Source organism: Micromonospora inyonensis (assembly GCF_900091415.1).
Classification (GTDB): Bacteria; Actinomycetota; Actinomycetes; order Mycobacteriales; family Micromonosporaceae; genus Micromonospora; species Micromonospora inyonensis.
Genome location: NZ_FMHU01000002.1, coordinates 236,635 through 253,729 on the forward strand (window position 1 = coordinate 236,635; position 17,095 = coordinate 253,729).

At 72.9% G+C, this 17,095-nt stretch carries 21 protein-coding genes, 2 pseudogenes and 1 riboswitch; of the genes and pseudogenes, 16 read left to right on the forward strand and 7 right to left on the reverse strand.

The genetic code is table 11. The features are described 5' to 3' along the window. Positions 1-9 precede the first annotated feature (9 nt). From ybeY to GA0074694_RS16180, 8 genes and pseudogenes are all read left to right on the forward strand, one after another. Positions 10-483 carry an rRNA maturation RNase YbeY gene (gene ybeY, locus GA0074694_RS16145; protein WP_091459490.1) on the forward strand — a complete coding sequence of 158 codons (474 nt, stop codon included), beginning with the start codon at positions 10-12 and terminating at the stop codon, positions 481-483. Then, positions 459-1,877 (forward strand): hemolysin family protein, encoded by a 1,419-nt coding sequence (locus tag GA0074694_RS16150; RefSeq protein WP_091459491.1) that lies wholly within the window; start codon positions 459-461, stop codon positions 1,875-1,877. The genes ybeY and GA0074694_RS16150 overlap by 25 nt, the downstream gene beginning before the upstream one ends. After that, positions 1,870-2,247, forward strand: coding sequence for a cytidine deaminase (locus GA0074694_RS16155; protein WP_091459492.1), 378 nt, complete (start codon positions 1,870-1,872; stop codon positions 2,245-2,247). Before GA0074694_RS16150 ends, GA0074694_RS16155 begins: the two co-directional genes overlap by 8 nt. Continuing rightward, positions 2,244-3,185, forward strand: coding sequence for a GTPase Era (gene era, locus GA0074694_RS16160; protein WP_091459493.1), 942 nt, complete (start codon positions 2,244-2,246; stop codon positions 3,183-3,185). Before GA0074694_RS16155 ends, era begins: the two co-directional genes overlap by 4 nt. Positions 3,186-3,367: 182 nt before the next feature. Then, on the forward strand, positions 3,368-4,489 hold the full coding sequence (locus GA0074694_RS16165) for an acyltransferase family protein (protein ID WP_091459494.1): 1,122 nt from the start codon (positions 3,368-3,370) through the stop codon (positions 4,487-4,489). Between the two features lie 52 nt (positions 4,490-4,541). Further along, positions 4,542-5,383, forward strand: a pseudogene (recO, locus tag GA0074694_RS16170) (DNA repair protein RecO). 8 nt (positions 5,384-5,391) lie between these two features. Then, positions 5,392-6,201: an isoprenyl transferase gene (locus GA0074694_RS16175; RefSeq protein ID WP_091463305.1), complete on the forward strand. Its 810-nt coding sequence runs from the start codon at positions 5,392-5,394 to the stop codon at positions 6,199-6,201. A 117-nt stretch (positions 6,202-6,318) separates the two neighbouring features. Continuing rightward, a complete protein-coding gene (locus GA0074694_RS16180; RefSeq protein ID WP_091459496.1) occupies positions 6,319-6,507 on the forward strand; it encodes a hypothetical protein in 189 nt (62 codons plus the stop codon). A gap of 34 nt (positions 6,508-6,541) precedes the next feature. Here the strand turns inward: GA0074694_RS16180 and GA0074694_RS32940 are convergent. The 3 genes and pseudogenes from GA0074694_RS32940 to GA0074694_RS16195 all read right to left on the reverse strand — a co-directional run. Continuing rightward, a pseudogene (locus GA0074694_RS32940) lies at positions 6,542-6,853 on the reverse strand (hypothetical protein); the annotation flags it as partial. Then, positions 6,850-7,068, reverse strand: a complete 219-nt coding sequence (locus tag GA0074694_RS16190; protein ID WP_091459497.1) for a hypothetical protein — start codon at positions 7,066-7,068, stop codon at positions 6,850-6,852. The gene GA0074694_RS16190 and the pseudogene GA0074694_RS32940, both read right to left, overlap by 4 nt. Next, positions 7,065-7,250 carry a hypothetical protein gene (locus tag GA0074694_RS16195; protein ID WP_091459498.1) on the reverse strand — a complete coding sequence of 62 codons (186 nt, stop codon included), beginning with the start codon at positions 7,248-7,250 and terminating at the stop codon, positions 7,065-7,067. The genes GA0074694_RS16190 and GA0074694_RS16195 overlap by 4 nt, the downstream gene beginning before the upstream one ends. Before the next feature lie 177 nt (positions 7,251-7,427). On the opposite strand from GA0074694_RS16195, the gene GA0074694_RS16200 reads away from it, so the two are divergent. The 3 genes from GA0074694_RS16200 (at position 7,428) to GA0074694_RS16210 (ending at position 9,414) form a co-directional block, all read left to right on the forward strand. Further along, complete coding sequence (locus GA0074694_RS16200; RefSeq protein ID WP_245714769.1) at positions 7,428-8,303, forward strand: helix-turn-helix domain-containing protein; 876 nt, start codon at positions 7,428-7,430, stop codon at positions 8,301-8,303. 11 nt (positions 8,304-8,314) lie between these two features. Beyond that, positions 8,315-8,509, forward strand: a complete 195-nt coding sequence (locus GA0074694_RS16205) for a DUF397 domain-containing protein (protein WP_091459500.1) — start codon at positions 8,315-8,317, stop codon at positions 8,507-8,509. Positions 8,510-8,721: 212 nt separating this feature from the next. Further along, positions 8,722-9,414, forward strand: a complete 693-nt coding sequence (locus GA0074694_RS16210; protein WP_091459501.1) for a pentapeptide repeat-containing protein — start codon at positions 8,722-8,724, stop codon at positions 9,412-9,414. A 111-nt stretch (positions 9,415-9,525) separates the two neighbouring features. Here the strand turns inward: GA0074694_RS16210 and GA0074694_RS16215 are convergent, their stop codons facing one another. Further along, positions 9,526-9,822 (reverse strand): MTH1187 family thiamine-binding protein, encoded by a 297-nt coding sequence (locus tag GA0074694_RS16215; protein WP_091459502.1) that lies wholly within the window; start codon positions 9,820-9,822, stop codon positions 9,526-9,528. Between the two features lie 249 nt (positions 9,823-10,071). Here GA0074694_RS16215 and GA0074694_RS16220 point away from each other — a divergent pair, with 249 nt between their 5' ends. After that, entirely contained in the window at positions 10,072-10,305 is a 234-nt protein-coding gene (locus tag GA0074694_RS16220) for a hypothetical protein (RefSeq protein WP_091459503.1), read from the forward strand. Positions 10,306-10,350: 45 nt separating this feature from the next. On the opposite strand, the gene GA0074694_RS16225 is transcribed toward GA0074694_RS16220, so the two are convergent. Genes GA0074694_RS16225 through GA0074694_RS16235 form a run of 3 tightly spaced genes read right to left on the reverse strand, consistent with a single transcriptional unit; the run spans position 10,351 to position 13,188 of the window. Further along, positions 10,351-11,151, reverse strand: coding sequence for an energy-coupling factor transporter transmembrane component T family protein (locus GA0074694_RS16225; protein WP_091459504.1), 801 nt, complete (start codon positions 11,149-11,151; stop codon positions 10,351-10,353). After that, the gene (locus tag GA0074694_RS16230) at positions 11,148-12,593 is read right to left on the reverse strand and encodes an ABC transporter ATP-binding protein (protein ID WP_091459505.1); all 1,446 of its coding nucleotides are present in this window, start codon (positions 12,591-12,593) and stop codon (positions 11,148-11,150) included. Before GA0074694_RS16230 ends, GA0074694_RS16225 begins: the two co-directional genes overlap by 4 nt. 4 nt (positions 12,594-12,597) lie before the next feature. Then, positions 12,598-13,188, reverse strand: a complete 591-nt coding sequence (locus GA0074694_RS16235) for an ECF transporter S component (protein ID WP_091459506.1) — start codon at positions 13,186-13,188, stop codon at positions 12,598-12,600. Between the two features lie 77 nt (positions 13,189-13,265). Next, a riboswitch (TPP riboswitch) is annotated at positions 13,266-13,371 on the reverse strand. A 337-nt stretch (positions 13,372-13,708) separates the two neighbouring features. Here GA0074694_RS16235 and GA0074694_RS16240 point away from each other — a divergent pair. From GA0074694_RS16240 to GA0074694_RS16255, 4 genes are read left to right on the forward strand one after another with little or no spacing between them, the layout of a single operon-like run. Continuing rightward, positions 13,709-14,641 (forward strand): permease, encoded by a 933-nt coding sequence (locus tag GA0074694_RS16240; RefSeq protein ID WP_245714992.1) that lies wholly within the window; start codon positions 13,709-13,711, stop codon positions 14,639-14,641. Further along, the gene (locus tag GA0074694_RS16245; RefSeq protein ID WP_091459507.1) at positions 14,642-15,391 is read left to right on the forward strand and encodes a TIGR03943 family putative permease subunit; all 750 of its coding nucleotides are present in this window, start codon (positions 14,642-14,644) and stop codon (positions 15,389-15,391) included. Between the two features lie 57 nt (positions 15,392-15,448). Continuing rightward, positions 15,449-16,279, forward strand: coding sequence for an alpha/beta fold hydrolase (locus tag GA0074694_RS16250; protein ID WP_091459508.1), 831 nt, complete (start codon positions 15,449-15,451; stop codon positions 16,277-16,279). Beyond that, positions 16,276-17,067, forward strand: coding sequence for a sugar isomerase domain-containing protein (locus GA0074694_RS16255; protein WP_281190061.1), 792 nt, complete (start codon positions 16,276-16,278; stop codon positions 17,065-17,067). Before GA0074694_RS16250 ends, GA0074694_RS16255 begins: the two co-directional genes overlap by 4 nt. Positions 17,068-17,095 lie beyond the last annotated feature (28 nt).

The window sequence follows — 17,095 nt, forward strand, 5'->3', positions numbered from 1 at the left end:
AGGAAAGACGTGTCCATCGAGATCGCCAACGAGTCCGGTGTCCCGGTCGACACCGACGCCGTGCTCGCCGTCGCCCGGCACGCCCTCGACGAGATGGGGGTCAACCCCCTCGCCGAGCTTTCCGTGCTGCTGGTCGACATCGACTACATGACCGAGCTGAACCACCGCTGGATGGGCGGCGACGGGCCGACCGACGTGCTGGCCTTCCCCATGGACGAGGGGAGCGTCGACCACGGGCCGGGGGAGAGCAGCGGCCCGGCCGGCGAGCCGGCCCTGCTCGGTGACATCGTGCTCTGCCCGGAGGTGGCGGCCAAACAGGCGGCCACCGCCGGGCACAGCGCCGCCGACGAGCTGCACCTGCTCACCGTGCACGGGGTGCTGCACCTGCTCGGGTACGACCACGCCGAGCCGGAGGAGGAGCGCGAGATGTTCGGGCTCCAGGCGAGGCTGCTCGCCAGTTGGCGGTCGACCCGAGCCCGGTGATGACCACCCCGACACTGGCGGCCGGCGCCGCCGGCCTGCCCGACCTGCAACTGCTCGTCTTCGCGGCCGGGCTGGTGGTGCTCGCCGGGATCATCGCGGCGACCGAGGCGGCGCTGACCGCCGTCTCACCGGCCCGCGCCGCCGAGCTGGCCCGGGACGGCGTCCGCGGCGCGCGTACCCTCCAGGTCCTCGCCACGGACGTGGTCCGGCACCTCAACCTGTTGCTGCTGCTCCGGCTGCTGGCCGAGCTGACCGCCACCACCCTGGTGGCCCTGGTCGCGGTGGACACCTTCGGTGCGGGCTGGCGGGCCGCCCTGGTCACCGCCGGGGCGATGACGGTGATCAGCTTCGTGGTGGTCGGGGTCGGTCCGCGCACCATCGGCCGGCAGCACGCGTACGTGGTCGGTCGGGCGGTCGCCCCGCTGGTCCGCTGGCTGGGGCGGGTGCTCAACCCGCTCGCCTCGTTGCTCATCCTGATCGGCAACGCGGTCACCCCCGGCAAGGGGTTCCGGGAGGGTCCCTTCGCCACCCAGGTGGAACTGCGCGAACTGGTCGACCTGGCCGAGCAGCGTGGCGTGGTCGAGCACGGCGAACGTCAGATGATCCACTCGGTCTTCGCCCTCGGCGACACCATCGCCCGCGAGGTGATGGTGCCGCGCACCGAGATGGTGTGGATCGAGGAGCACAAGACGCTGGCCCAGGCACTGGTGCTCTTCCTGCGTTCCGGGTTCTCCCGGATCCCGGTGATCGGCGAGAACGTCGACGACGTGCTCGGCGTGCTCTACCTCAAGGACCTGATCCGCCGTACCCAGGGCGGCGGCGAGCAGGCCGAAAGGACACCGGTGGCCGAGCTGATGCGCCCGGCGACCTTCGTGCCCGAGTCCAAGCCGGTCGACGACCTGCTCTCCGAGATGCAGGCGGCCCGCAACCACCTGGTGATCGTCGTCGACGAGTACGGCGGTACCGGTGGCCTGGTCACCATCGAGGACATCCTCGAGGAGATCGTCGGTGAGATCACCGACGAGTACGACATCGAACGCCCGCCGGTCGAGCACCTGCCGGAGCAGGGGGCGGTGCGGGTGACCGCCCGCCTGCCGGTGGAGAATCTGGGCGAGCTGTTCGACGTGGAGCTTCCCGCCGACGAGGTGGAGACCGTCGGTGGCCTCCTCGCCCAGGCGCTCGGTCGGGTGCCGATCCCGGGCGCGGAGGCGGAGGTCGCCGGGCTGCACCTGGTCGCGGAGGGCACCACCGGTCGACGGAACCGGATCGACACCGTGCTGGTGCGCCGGGTCGGGCCGAGCGACGAGCAGGAGAACCCGGGGCGGGGTGAACAGGCCGAGCCCCGGGGAGGAAACCCGAACCGATCCGAGGAGAGGCAACCCGCCGATGCCTGAGTCACCCGCCGTACCGTCCGCTCTTCCCGCCCCGACCGAGTTGAGCGTCGAGGACGCCAAGCTGGTCATCCTCGCCCGGGGGGCGCGGGGCCGTGTCGGTGCCGTCGAGGGGGCGGCGGTCCGTGACCAGGACGGCCGGACGTACGCCGCCGCGACCGTCGCGCTGCCGTCGCTGACGGTCACCGCCCTCCAGTTGGCGGTCGCCTCCGCGGCGGCGGCCGGCGCGTCCCGGCTGGAGGCGGCGGTGGTGGTGACCGAGGCGTCGACCCTGGACCCCGCCGGGCACGCCGCCGTACGGGACCTCACGACGGATGCGCCGATCCACCTGGCGGCCCCGGACGGCACCGTCCTCGGCACGGTGGTCGAGTGACCCGGCGCGACGAGTCGGCCCAGCCGGAGGGGGCGGCCCTCGGGGCGGCCGGCGGGGACCGGCCCTACCGGGCGGGCTTCGCCTGTTTCGTCGGTCGGCCGAACGCCGGCAAGTCCACCCTCACCAACGCGATCGTCGGGCAGAAGATCGCCATCACCTCGAACAAGCCGCAGACCACCCGGCACGTGATCCGGGCCGTCCTGCACCGTCCGGACTCCCAGCTCGTGCTGGTCGACACGCCCGGTCTGCACCGTCCCCGGACGCTGCTCGGCGAGCGCCTCAACGACCTGGTCCGTTCCACCTGGAGCGAGGTCGACGTGATCGGCCTCTGCGTCCCGGCGAACGAGCCGGTCGGGCGCGGGGACCGCTTCATCACCGGTGAGCTGGCCGAGCTGAAGGCGACCGTGCTCGCGGTGGTGACCAAGACCGACCTGGTCGACAAGAAGCGGCTGGCCGAGCAACTGCTCGCGGTCAGCGAGATGGGCGAGTTCGCCGACGTGGTGCCGGTCAGCGCGGTCTCCGGGCACCAGGTGGACACCCTGGTCGAGGTGATGACCGGTTACCTGCCGCCGTCGCCGCAGCTCTACCCGGACGACATGCTCACCGAGGACCCGGAGCAGGTGCTCGTCGCCGAACTGGTCCGCGAGGCGGCCCTGGAGGGCGTCCGGGACGAACTGCCGCACTCGATCGCGGTGATCGTCGAGGAGATGATCCCGGAGGGCCAGGTCATGAAGATCTACGCCGACGTGTACGTCGAGCGCCCCAGCCAGAAGGCGATCGTGATCGGTCACCGGGGGAGCCGGCTGAAGGACGTGGGCACCCGGGCCCGCCGGCAGATCGAGGAGCTGCTCGGCACCCGGGTCTACCTCGACCTGCACGTGCGGGTGGCGAAGGACTGGCAGCGCGACCCGAAGCAGCTGCGTCGGCTCGGTTTCTGACGCCGGTCCGAGGTCGACAGCGGCGGGTCGGACCGGGTCCGACCCGCCGCCCGTCCGTGCCACTCTCGCCGGCGTGTGTGGGATTGCTCACTTTCGATACCCCCGGGCAGGACGTTTGCAGCCGAGGGTGGCCAGGGTAGGAATCGCGACCTGTCCTTGCCCCCGGACATAGATACAGGCTGATGCGAAACCGATACCTGGATCTGCTGCGCTTCCTCGCGATCATCCGAGTCGTGGTCTACCACGTCACCGGGTGGGCCACCCTCACCCTGGTCTTTCCGGCCATGTCGGTGATGTTCGCGCTGGCCGGCTCGTTGATGGCCGCCTCGCTCGACCGCTCCGGTCCGTCCGCGGTCGGTCGCCGGCTGCGCCGGTTGCTGCCCTCGCTCTGGGTGGTCGCCGCCATCTTCGTGCCGGCCATGCTGCTCGCCGGGGGCCTGCCGGCGAGTTGGCGTCTGGCGCTCTGGCTCTTCCCGATCACCGATCCACCGGCGAACGGCTGGGGTGCGCTCGCGCTCAGCGTGATCTGGTACCTCCGCGACTACCTCTGGTTCGTGCTCGCCTCACCGGCGGCCCTCTGGCTGTTCCGGCGGGCCCCGCTGCCCACCCTGCTCACCCCGTACGTGCTGCTCGTCGTGGTCGAGTCGGGCTTCCCGGGCGCTCCGGTCGTGCTGCGCGACTTCGGGCTCTACTTCGGTGCGTGGTTGCTCGGCTTCGCCCACCACGACGGCATGCTGCGCCGGCTGTCCCGGCGGGTGCTGGTCGCCGTCGCGGGGCTGCTGGCCACCGCCGGGGGCACCTGGATCCTCACCCACCCGGGAGCGCGCGGCTACGACCTCAACGACATCCGGATCGGCAACGCCCTGTGGGCGGCGGCGTTCATCCTGGTCGCCCTCGGGTTCGCCCCCTCCGGTGCGGCCTGGGTGGACCGGAACGCCATCCTCGGCCGGGCGGTGACCGTGCTCAACCGTCGGGCGCTGACCGTCTACCTCTGGCACATGCCCTTCGTGGTCGCGCTCACCCCGCTGGTCGACGTGGTCGGCTGGTCCCATCAGGACCTGCTCGGTCTCGCCATCCGGGTGGTGCTGGTCTTCCTCCTGGTCGGGGTGGTGACGGTGCTGGTCGGTTGGGTCGAGGACGTGGCCGCCCGACGTCCGCCCGAACTGCTGCCCGGCAGGCGGCGTACCCAGCCTTCCGGACCGGTCGTCGTGCCCGCTCCCCGCGCCGCGGTCGCCGAGACCCGCGTCGCGGCCGCCACGGAGGCCACGCCGTCCGCCGGGGCCACCCCGGTCCGGGTGAGCTGACCGCCCACCACCCGGCTCACCGGGGCATGCGGCCGGCGGGGAGAATGGTCCGATGGCCGGGTACCGCCGACAGCTCTACCGCGACGACGCGGTGGTGCTGCGCGTCCAGAAGCTCGGCGAGTCGGACCGGATCATCACCCTGCTGACCCGCCGGCACGGCCGGCTGCGCGCGGTGGCCCGGGGGGTGCGCCGCACCACCTCCCGCTTCGGCGCCCGGCTGGAGCCGTTCGGCCACGTCGACCTCCAGCTCGCCGGCGACCCGAAGGGCAACCAGGGCAGCTCGCTGCACACGGTCAGCCAGGTCGAGGGGATCGACCTGTACGGCAAACGGTTCCTCGGCGACTATCCGCGCTACACGGCGGCCAGCGCGATCGCCGAGACCGCCGAGCGGCTCACCCCGGTCGAGCGGGAGCCCTCGCTGCGGCTCTTCCAGCTCACCCTGGGCGCGCTGAAGTCGCTGGCCCGCGCCGACCACGACACCACGCTGGTGCTCGACGCGTACCTGCTGCGCGGGATGGCGATGGCCGGCTGGGCGCCCGCGTTGACCGCCTGCGCGGTCTGCGGCACGCCCGGGCGGCACCGGGCCTTCTCCGTACCGGCCGGGGGTTGTGTCTGCCCGGACTGCCGACCGCCCGGCGCGGCCCACCCGGCCCCGGCCACCGTCGACCTGATGTCCGCGCTGACCACCGGCGACTGGGTGGTCGCCGACGCCACCCCCACCGGCGTACGCCGGGAGTGCAGCGGGCTCGTCGCGGCGCACCTGCAATGGCACCTGGAGCGCGCGTTACGCTCGCTGCCGCTGGTCGACCGGGGCGTACCGCCGGCCGGCCCGACCCCGTCGCGTGGCAGTGACGGACCGGTGGAGCGGGTGTGAGCAGGGAGAGTTTCGAGTGATCCGATCGATGAGGACGGGCCGGCGCACGCCGACGCCGCCGACGCCGCACCCGTCCGGGGCCCGGCCGCCGGCACTGCCCGCCGGTGCGTTGCCGAAGCACGTCGCGGTGGTGATGGACGGCAACGGCCGGTGGGCCAAGGAGCGGGGGCTGCCGCGCACCAGGGGCCACGAGGCGGGGGAGTTCTCCCTCTTCGACACCATCGAGGGCGCGATCGAGCTGGGCATCCCCTACCTGTCGGCGTACGCGTTCTCCACCGAGAACTGGCGGCGCTCCCCGGACGAGGTCCGCTTCCTGATGGGCTTCAACCGGGACGTCATCCGGCGTCGCCGCGACCAGCTCGTCGACCTGGGCGTGCGGGTGGTCTGGTCGGGACGGGCCGGCCGGCTCTGGAAGAGCGTCATCAGCGAGTTGCAGACCGCCGAGGAGATGTCGAAGGACAACTCCACACTGACCCTCCAGTTCTGCGTCAACTACGGCGGCCAGGCCGAGATCGCCGACGCCGCCGCCGCGATCGCCCGGGACGCCGCCGCGGGGAAGCTCGACCCGGCGAAGGTCACCGAGAAGACCGTCGCGAAGTACCTCTACCACCCGGAGGTCCCCGAGGTGGACCTGTTCCTCCGTCCCTCCGGCGAGGAGCGGATCTCCAACTTCCTGCTCTGGCAGACCGCCTACGCCGAGCTGGTCTTCCTGGACACCCTCTGGCCAGACTTCGACCGCCGCCACCTCTGGTACGCCTGCGAGCTGTACGCCCAGCGCGACCGGCGTTTTGGCGGCGCGCTGCCCAACCCGGTCGCCCCGCCGGCCCCGGTCGGCTGAGTCGTCCCTGGGCGGGGCGGCTCCCGGTTTCCGGCCGTTGCGGCCGGCGCCGGTGCTTACCGACGGCCCGTCCTGGGTACTGCCTGGTCAGCAGCTATCCAGGGAGGTGTACCGACGATGATCCAGAAGCGGATCGGACAGTGGGCCATCATGGCGGTCGCGGTGCCGCTGGCGGCTGCCGGCGCGCGGCGCATCAGCCACACGATCGAGGCCCGGCGCGGCCCGTCCGGCATCAGCCGGATGCTCAGCAAGGGGGCCGACCTGCTCCGCCCGCAGCGGGCGAAGCGGCGGCGTCGGTTCTGGTGATCCCACCGGTCCCGCCGCCGCGCGCGTTCCGCGCACGGCGGGGTCCGTCCGGCGTACGAGGGGGTTCGTTGGACGTTCGGCGGGGTTGTGGTGGCCGGTTTCCGACCGCTCGCCGCAACCCCGCCGATTGGACCAGGATCGTCCGCCGGCTGACCGCCTCGCCCCCGGCGTCGAGCTGGTAGCCCTCCAGCCAGAGCCAACCGTCGAAGACCGGCCAGTCGAGCACCCGGATCAGCCGGAAGAAGAACGGCTTCCCGAACTGGACGCTCGCCGCCCGGGTGACGTGCAGCAGATCGCCGGCCCGGAGCCCGTGCCGCCCACCGCCGGAGCCGCGTGCCGGGGTCACGCCAACCACCCGACGAACCGGCGGTGCAGCAGACCAGCCGGAGCCCAGCTGAGATCCTGACTCGCCGCCACCAGGCACGACCCCATGTAGAGGGCCAGCGATGCGGGTGCCCGGTCGTACTCGGCGCACAGTTCACGACGTCGGGTGCGGCACGGCCACGGCGCACCGCAACCACCGCAGGTCCACAAGGGGAGCACCGGCGCGTGCGTGGTCATCCCTGCTCACCCGGCCAGTGCCCCCGGTTGATCGGAATGCGGTGCCGCGCCCGGCAGGGCAGCTCCGCCCCGCACCGGCAGATCCGCCGCCACCTGGTCCACGACCACACCGGCCGATGTCGACGCGCAAGGGTCATGGCCACCGCCACCAGGTAATCGCCGTACTGGACGCGTCGCGTCATCCCACCTCCTGGCTGCCCACCGTTCCTGCGCTTGAGCGACGGCCGTCTTGTCGTCAGCCATCACGTTCCGCAGCCACCCTCGCACGCAGTACGGCAATACGCAATATGCGAGCTGCCGCATTGCGTGGAGGGGATATGCGAAATACAGTCTGGTTGATCGCATGGCAGGATGGGGGCGTGTCCTCACGACAGAGCCCCACCGTCCGTCGGCGGCGTCTGGCGCTCACGCTGCGCCAGCTCCGCGAGCGTGCCGGTATCACCTCGGCCGAGGCGGCCAGACGAGTCGACCACGACGCGAGTTGGCTCAGCCGGATCGAAACCGCCGAGGTCAGGCCACACCCGAATGACGTACGGGCGCTGCTCACCCTCTACGGCGTGGCCGGCGACCAGGCCGAAGCGGTGATCGCGGTAGCCCGTCAGGCGAAGCAGCGGGGCTGGTGGCAGCGGTACAGCGACGTGCTACCCGACTGGTTCGCCGCGTACGTGGGGATGGAGTCGGAAGCCTCGGTGATCCGCACCTACGAGTGCCAGATGGTGCCCGGGTTGTTGCAGACCGAGGACTACGCCAGAGCGGCCTTCCGGGGTGCGCCGGTACCGATGCGGGACGACGAGGTGGAGCGCCAGGTCGCGTTGCGTCTGGCGCGGCAGGCCATTCTGACCAGCGACGATCCACCCCTGCTGCGGGTGGTCATCGATGAGGGAGCAGCCCGCCGGATGGTGGGCGGTCCCGAGGTGCTGCACCGTCAACTCCTCCACCTGATCGAGCAGTCGACCAGGAGCTACGTGCAGATCCAGTTGCTGCCGTACTCCGCTGGCGTCGGCTTCGACGGCAGCTTCGTGATCCTCGACTTTCCGCCGCTGCCCGAGCCGTACCCGGACGCGGCCGAGGACCGCACGGTGTACGTCGACACGCTGACGGGAGCGCTCTACCTCGAACGGCCCTCGGAGGTCGCGGCATACGCCGCAGCCCACGAACAACTGCAAGCCCTCGCCCTCGCTCCGGGGCCCACCCGGGATACGCTGCGGTCGATTGCCGCCGAACTGCACACGTAGGAGGGCACCGCATGGACCTGCCGCGTCACGCCTGGCGAAAGAGCACCAGGTCCGGTTCGAGCGGCAACTGTGTCGAGGTCGCCGCGCCGCCGCACGTCGTACGGGTCCGGGACAGCAAGGACCGGACGGGGCCGGTGCTGTCGTTCACGCCCGCGCAGTGGGTCGGCTTCGTCTCGGGCATCAAAGCCGGTCGGCTCGGCTGCTAGACCCATGTCAAGAGATTGAAGAGCCGGCAGCTGACCGTCTGGGCCTCGTGGCCCTGGCGCGAAGCCACCATTGAGTCAATCTCCAGCTCTGGCCGCTGAACCATCCCTGGATACGGCACGCAGATTGATGCAGTCGGCTGCTGGCGGGCGTGGTGCGGGTGCGCGCTCGTGTTGCTGGGTGGGGGTGCGGCCGTGTGCCCTAGTGTGGTCGGGTGCGTGCTCGACAGGCCGTGACGCGGCGCTCGTCTGCCCGTTCACCACGGGAGCCCCAAAATCCGGTGCCGCCGGATGAGCTGAAGCTGTTCGAGGCCATTGAGGTGGAGCCGGAATCACAGTGGGAGCGCTGGGCGTTCTACCGGTCCTGTCTCGCGGGGCAGGACGCCTCGGCGGTGGCGTTCGCGCAGTGCCGGTTCCGGGGCGCAGACCTGTCCGGGTGCCGATTGGACCAACTGGCTGTCACCGACTGCTTGGTGACCGACTCGAACTGGGCCAACCTGCGCGCCGACGGTGCCAGCATGACCCGGGTACGTGTTGCCCAGTCCCGGTTGACCGGGATGACGTGGGCAGACGGGCTGCTGCGCGACGTCACGGCGACCGGCTGCCGCGCGGACCTGTCGTCCTGGCGGATGACGACCTTCGACGCGGTGCACTTCGTGGACTGCAACCTCGCCGGCGCCGACTTCACCAACGCCGACCTGCGGGGCGCGGTGTTCCGTGACTGCGACCTCACCGGCGCGGTATTCCATCACGCCACCATGGCCGGAGCCCGTTTCCGTGGCTGCACCCTGGCCGGGGTCGGCGACATCACCAGCTGGAAAGGAGCCGTGCTGCACCACACCGACCTGCTCAGCCTCTCATACAGCCTCGCCCACGCCGCCGGAATCCACGTCGACGACCAGGGCTGACACATCGAGCGTGGCCAGACGCCCCTGCCGTCGACTGCCCTACAGCCCACCGACGACACCCAGCTCACCGGACTGTCAGTCGGGGTTCTGATGGGCGCAACCGTGCCGACATCAGCCCTCGGCGAGGCGGGCCTCGATGTGGGCGACCTTGCTGGTCAGGGCGTCGGTCACGCCCGGCCGGACGTCGGCCTTGAGCACGACGCTCACCCGGGGCGCCTGCGCGGCGACCACGTCGACCGCCCGCTTGACCACGGCCATCACCTCGTCCCACTCGCCCTCGACGGTGGTGAACATGGCGTCGGTACGGTTCGGCAGGCCGGACTCACGGACCACCCGGACCGCCTCGGCGACCAGGTCACCGACGGACTCCCCGACGCCGAGCGGGGTAATCGAGAACGCGATCAGCATGTCGCTGATCGTCTCCGGTAATTCGGGTGCGCGCCAGGGAAGCGTGGGATAGCGTCCAGGACATGCGCTACTGACGCCCTTGTGCCGAGCCGGGTCCACCGCCGTTGCCGTGGACCGTGCCGCCGGGCGTGCGCGTTCCCCATTCGTCGCTGTCGCGACATGTGGTCGGCCGTCCCGGTGCACTCCCGTTCCCCGCTCGCCGACCGTACCGGCCGCTGCCGGACGGTCCCTCACCGAAGGAGGCACCGTATGCCTGCCAAGCGCAAGCCGAAGAAATCCCGTCCGTCCGCGCCGAAGCCGACCCTGCGGGACGTGACCCCGCCGGACCTGGACACGATCGAGGTGGCTCCGGTGAGTCTTTCGACCGGATCCACTCCGCCGCAGGCTCCGAAGGCCGGGCCGCCCCAGCGCGGCGCGGCCTTCGTCGCCAACCGCGGCCGACCCGCCGCGCAGGGCCGCCAGTACGCCTTCCGCCGCAGCTGATCGGCCCCGGTGGCCGGGGCGGTCACGCCCCGGCCACCGGTCGGGTCAGCCGACCAGGGGGCGGAACGTGCCGAGCGCGATGCTGACCGCCAGCGCCCCGCCGGCCAGCACGGCCGCCCCCACCACCAGCAGCCCGTCCGCGACGGTGAACCGTTGCCGGCGGGCGACCGTACGGGGGGTGCCGGCGTCGAAGCCGCGCGCGTCCATCGCCACCGCCAGCCGGGTGCCCCGCCGGATCGCCCCGACCAGCAGCCCGAAGGCGGTGGAGACGAAGAGCCGGAGCTTCGCCAGCGGGTTGCGGCCGGCGTCCACGCCCCGGGCCCGTCGGGCCAGGCTGATCATCTGCCACTCCTGGCCGAGCATCGGCACCAGCCGGAACGCGGCCAGTGCGCCGATGGCGAACCGGGGCGGGGCCTTGGCGTTCTGGATCAGCGCGTCGGCCAGGTCGGTCGGATCGGTGGTGGCGAAGACGATCACGCCGGGGAGCGCCACCGCGAACGTCCGCAGCACCAGCCCGAGCGCGGTGACCAGCACCCCCGAGGTCACCAGCACCGGACCGGCCTCGACGAGCACCCGGCCCTCCCGCTCGGCGGCGAAGAGCACCAGGGTGACCAGGATGCCGACCGCGCCGAGCAGCAGCGGCCAGGCCCGCTGGGCGAGCACCCCGTACCGCACCCCGAACAGCGGCAGGACGGCCAGCTCGATGGCGATGGCGATGGCCGGGGCGACCGGGTCGAGGGTGGCGACCAGGGTGAACGAGAAGAGCAGCGCCGCCGCGAGTTTCGCCACCGGGTTCCGGCGGGCCAGCGGCGCGGTCGGGTCGGCGACCGGTTCCAGGCTGATCACGGCCGCTCCTCCGTGCTCCGGGTCGCCCGTTCCAGGGTGAACCGACGGTCGGCGATGGCGTCGACGAAGTCCGCGTCGTGGGTGACCGTCACGACGCCGTGCCCGGCGTCGCGCAGCCCGGCGAACAGGTCGACCAGCTCCGACCAGGTGCGCCGGTCCTGCCCGAAGGTGGGCTCGTCGCAGACGAGCAGGCGGGGTGCGGTGGCCAGGGCCGTCGCCACGCTCAACCGCCGCGACTCCCCTCCGGAGAGGGTGTACGGGTTCGCCCTGGCCAGCCGCTCCAGCCGTAACCGGTCCAGCAGCTCGTCCACGGTGGCGCGGACGGCCGCCTCCGGGCGGCCGGTGCGGCGCGGCCCGAGCGCCAGCTCGTCGAAGACCGTACCGGTGACGAACTGGTGTTCCGGGTCCTGGAAGACCGAGCCGATCCGCCGGGCCAGGGCGGGTGCCCGCCAGCGGTGCGGGGGAGTGCGCCGGTCGGCGTCGGCCAGTTCCGGGCTGGCGGTCGCCCGGCCGCTCCCCGGTCGGAGCAGCCCGCCGAGGAGCAGCGCGAGGGTGGACTTGCCCGCCCCGTTCGGGCCGAGGACGGCGAGCGCCTCGCCCGCGCGTACCGCCAGGTCGGTGGGGCCGAGCCGGGGCGGCAGGCCGAGCCGGTCGGCGGTGAGCAGCACCTCCCCGGCGGGCGCGACCGCCCGGCGCGGCGGCACCGGGTGGCCCGGCACCCAGACCCCGTCGGCGGCGAGCGCGGCACCGTGCTCGGCGAAGACCCGCTCGGGCGGCCCGTCGGCCCGCACACTGCCCCCGGCGGCGAGGACGACCACCCGGTCGACCAGGGGCAGCGCCTCGGCGACCCGGTGTTCGACCAGGACCAGCGTGGTGTGGGCGTCCACCGCGTCGGCGACCGCCCGCCGGACCAGGGCCGCCCCGGCCGGGTCGAGGTTGGCGGTCGGCTCGTCCAGCAGCAGCAGTCCGGGACGCAACGCGAGCGCCCCGGCCAGGGCGAGGCGCTGCTGCTCCCCACCGGAAAGCGCGGCGGTCGGCCGGTCCCGGCCGTACGGGAAGCCGACCCGGGCCAGCGCCTCGTCCACCCGGGGCCAGATCCGATCCGCCGGCACCCCCCGGTTCTCCAACCCGAACGCCACGTCGTCGCCGCTGCGGGCCATCACGAGCTGGCTCTCCGGATGCTGGAAGACCATGCCCACCCGGTCCCGCGCCTCCTGCGGCGGGAGACCGTCGATCTCGATGTCACCGGCCCGCTCGCCGGAGTCCTCCGGCAGCAGGCCGGCCAGCGCGGCCAGCAGGGTGCTCTTGCCCGCGCCCGACGCGCCGAGCAGCAGCACCCGCTCGCCGGCCTCGATGCGCAGGTCGACGTCCCGGACGGCCCAGGCCCGCCGGCCCGCGTGCCGCCACCCGAACCCCCGCAGCCGTACGGAGACCCCACTCACCGGATCAGACGAGGGTGCGGTCGCGGGCGGCGGGGAGGTGGGCCAGGGCCCCGGTGCGGGCCAGGGCGGTGGTCAGGGCGTACCCGCCGACACCCGTCACGACCGCGGCGCTGACCACGGTGAGCAGGGCGTACGGGATGCGGTAGCTGGTCAGGTCGTACTTGGCGTTCCAGACGAAGAAGTCGAACACCGCCGCGCTGACGCCGGTCAGCACCCCGGCGAGCAGTGCGGTCGGCAGCCGGAACGAGCGGTACCGGAACGCGGCGAAGGCCAGCTCCGCGCCGAGACCCTGGACGATGCCCTGCGGGATGACCGTGCCGGCCCACTGGCTGCCCAGCAGCGCGGAGAGCACCGCCGCGACGGTCTCGCAGTACAGGGCCGCGCCGGGCTTGCGGATCACCAGGCCACCCACCACGGCCGGCATCAGCCAGACCCCGTAGATGAGGGCCTGCGCCGGTGGGAAGAAGGCGAACGCGCCGGATGTGGCGCTCCACACCAGGCCCCAGGCCCAGAAGATGACGCCGAAGGCGACCGCGATCACCGAGGCGACCACGATGTCGATGGTGCGCCAGCGGGGGTTGTCGAGCTTGCTCATGGATACGTGCTCCCAGTCCGTGTGCGAACCAGGCAAGACGCACGTCGTACGCCCGGTGGCACCGGACGACGACGCGGCTGGAGACTGACCGAACTCCCTGCGCTGGCATTACCCAGATCAGGTTCGAGGGTCTGCGGGCCGTGGCCCGCACTCTCAGCGCTGTGCGCTCCCCTGTCGGATGTGAAGTTGTCTGCGCAGACGCTAGCACCGGGACGGGCCGGAACCCAGGGGCGCGTCGCGTGGAGAGAGTCGGCCACGTCACTGTCCGGGTTAGGGTGAGCTGCTCCCCGTACCCGTCGACCCGGAGACCACCGTGACCTCTGCCGGCCAGGCCACCCCGCGCCCCGGTCGACCCGGGCCCGCCGCGTCGCCCGACGACGCCGTCCGGTCCGACCCGGCGACGTCACCGCTGGGCGTCGTCGCGCCCGGCGTACCGGGGGAGCAGCCGGCACCCGGCGGGCCCGAGCGGGACGCCCCGGGCGGCGGGCCGGGCCGGTGGCTCGGCGAGCGGGTCGGCTCGGTGGAGGTCCTGGCCGGGCTCCTGGTCCTGCTGGTGGTCTTCCGCGAACCGATCGGCACCGCGATCTCCGCGCCCCGCCTCCAGACCTGGACCACCGTCTTCGTCTCGGTCATGGTGCAGGCGATGCCCTTCCTGGTGTTCGGGGTGCTGCTCTCGGCGGTGATCGCGGTTTTCGTGCCGCGTTCGTTCTGGGCCCGGGCGCTGCCCCGGCATCCCGCGCTCGCCGTGCCGGTGGCCAGTGCCGCCGGAGTGGTCCTGCCCGGGTGCGAGTGCGGGTCGGTGCCGATCGCCGGGTCGCTGATCCGCCGGGGCGTCACCCCGGCCGCCGCGCTGGCCTTCCTGCTCGCCGCCCCGGCGATCAACCCGATCGTGCTCACCGCCACCGCGGTCGCCTTTCCCGACAACCCGGAGATGGTCCTCGGCCGGGGCCTGGCCAGCCTGGTCGTCGCCATGATCATGGGCTGGCTCTGGCTGCGGCTGGGCCGCGCCGACTGGATCCGGCTGCCGCACCGACCGGACCTGGACGGCCTGGGCCGGGGCGCGGCGTTCTGGTCGGCGGTACGCCACGACGTCGTCCACGCCGGTGGGTTCCTGGTGCTCGGTGCGATGGCCGCCGCCAGCATCAACGTGCTGGTGCCGGAGCGCTGGTTGCAGACCCTGGCCGACGACCCGGTGCTCTCGGTGCTGGCCCTGGCGGTGCTGGCCGTCCTGCTCTCCATCTGCTCGGAGGCGGACGCGTTCGTCGCCGCGTCGCTGTCCCAGTTCTCGTTGACGTCCCGGCTGGTGTTCCTGGTGGTCGGGCCGATGGTGGACCTGAAACTCGTCTCGATGCAGGTCGGGGCGTTCGGCCGGCGGTTCGCGTCCCGGTTCGCCCCGACGACCTTCGTGGTGGCCGTGCTGGTGGCCGTCGGCGTCGGAACGGTGGTGGTCTGAGTGAACCGGCAGGCCCAGGCGGTCGTTCTGCTGCTGCTCGGGGGTGCGGTGCTGCGGGCCAGCCTCACCGACCTGCACCTGCGCTACGTCAAGGCGGGGCTGCAACCCTTCCTGGTCGCCGCCGGGCTGCTGCTGGTGGCCGCCGCCGCGATGACCCTCTGGTACGAGCTGCGCCCCGCCGCGCCCGACGACCCGGACGGCCACGGCCACGGCCACGATCACGGCCATGACCACGACCACGACCACGACCACCACGGCCCGCGAGTCGGGTGGCTGCTCCTCCTGCCGGTGCTCGGCCTGCTGCTGGTCGCCCCGCCGGCCCTCGGCTCGTACGCCGTCGGGCAGGCCGGGACGGTGCTGCCCGACCGGGTGACGTCCGACTACCCGCCGCTGCCCGAGGGGGACCCGGCCCGGATCACCGTGCTGGACTACGCCTCCCGGGCGTTGTTCGAGCGGGGACGGTCCATCGGGGACCGTCGGGTCCAGCTCACCGGCTTCGTCGTCACCGGCCCGGACGGGCAGCCGATCCTGGCCCGCATGATCCTGTCCTGCTGCGCCGCCGACGGCCGCCCGGTGAAGCTCGGCCTCACCGGGGACCCGCCCACCGGCCTGGCCGACGACACCTGGGTGGAGGTGACCGGCCGCTACACCCACAAGGTCGGCCGGGATCCGGTCAACGACGCCGAGGTGCCGTACCTGGAGGTCGAGTCGTGGCGTCAGGTGCCCACCCCGAAGCAGCAGTACGAGTAGGGCTGCCCGCCGTCGGCGTGTCCGCTCCGACGCGCCGCGTCACGGTAGGCTCTGGGGATGAAGATCGATGCGCGGGGGCTGACGTTCGACGTCCACGCCGACGGCCCGGCCGACGGTGATCCGGTGCTGCTGCTGCACGGGTTCCCCCAGCACAGCGGCGAGTGGGTGGACCTGCTGCCGGCCTTGCACGCCGCCGGGCTGCGGACGTACGCGCTGGACCAGCGGGGCTACTCGCCCGGGGCCCGGCCCACGGAGGTGCAGGCGTACCGGCTGGCCGAGTGCGTGGCCGACGCGGTCGCCGTCCTCGACGCGCTCGACGTGCCCACCGCGCACGTGGTCGGCCACGACTGGGGGTCGATCGTGGCGTGGGCGCTGGCCGCCGGGCACCCGGACCGGGTGCGCACCCTCACCGCCGTCTCCGTGCCGCACCCGGCCGCGATGGCCCGGACCATCGCCGGGGACCGGAAGCAGAAGGCCCGGTCGGCGTACATGGCGCTGTTCCGCAAGGAGGGCAAGGCCGAGAAGGTACTGCTCGCCTGGCACGGTGCCGCCCTGCGCAAGCTGCTCGGCGGGGTGGGGAACCGGGAACGGATCGAGACGTACGTGCGGCCGATGCGGGAGCCGGGCGCGCTCACCGGAGCGCTTAACTGGTACCGGGCGATGTCCGGTCGGGAGTTGGTGGGCACCGGACCGGTGTCGGTGCCGACCACCTACGTGTGGAGCGACCGGGACACCGCGGTCGGCCGGACCGCCGCCGAGGCGTGCGCGGCGTACGTCACCGGGACGTACCGGTTCGTCGAACTGACCGGGGTGAGCCACTGGATCCCGGACGAGGCTCCGGGCGCGCTGGCCGAGGCCGTTCTGGCCCAGGTGGAGGCGGTGGGGTGACCGGCCCGGTGGACACCTCCGGGCCGGACGCGACGACCCCGCCGGTCAGTGCCGAGAGCTACCTGGCCGTCGTCACCTCGACGATCGCCCGGGTGGCCGCCGGCCAGCGTGCGGCGGTGGCCCGCGCGGCCGACCTGGTCACCGACGCGCTCCGGGCCGGCGGGGTGGTGCAGGCGTTCGGCACCGGGCACTCCGAGGCGCTGGCGATGGAGATCGCCGGACGGGCCGGCGGCCTGGTCCCGACCAACCGGATCGCCCTGCGCGATCTGGTGCTGCACGGCGGCGCGCCGGTCGACGTCCTCGACCCCACCCTGGAGCGCGATCCGGCGGTCGCGCACCGGCTCTGGGAGTTGACCCCGGTACGCCCGCCGGACGTGTTCGTGATCGCCTCGAACTCCGGCATCAACGGCGCGGTGGTCGAGTTCGCCTCGCTGGTCAAGCGGCACGGGCACGGGTTGGTGGCGATCGTCTCGGCGGAGCACTCGGCCCGGGTGCCGTCCCGCCACCCGAGCGGGCGTCGGCTCGTCGACTTCGCCGACGTGCTGCTGGACAACGGCGCCCCATACGGCGACGCGACCCTGCCGCTGCCCGGCGGGGGCGCGGTCGGCGCGGTCTCCTCGATCACCGCCGCCCTGCTGGCGCAGCAGATCGTGGCGGAGGTGGTGGCCCGGCTGCTGGCGGCGGGGGAGTCGCCCCCGGTCTACCTGTCGGCCAACGTGCCGCACGGCGACGCGCACAACTCCGAACTGGAGGCCCGGTACGCCGGCCGCCTGCGGCGCGGCACCTGACCCGGTGCGGCATCCGGGCCCCGGTGTC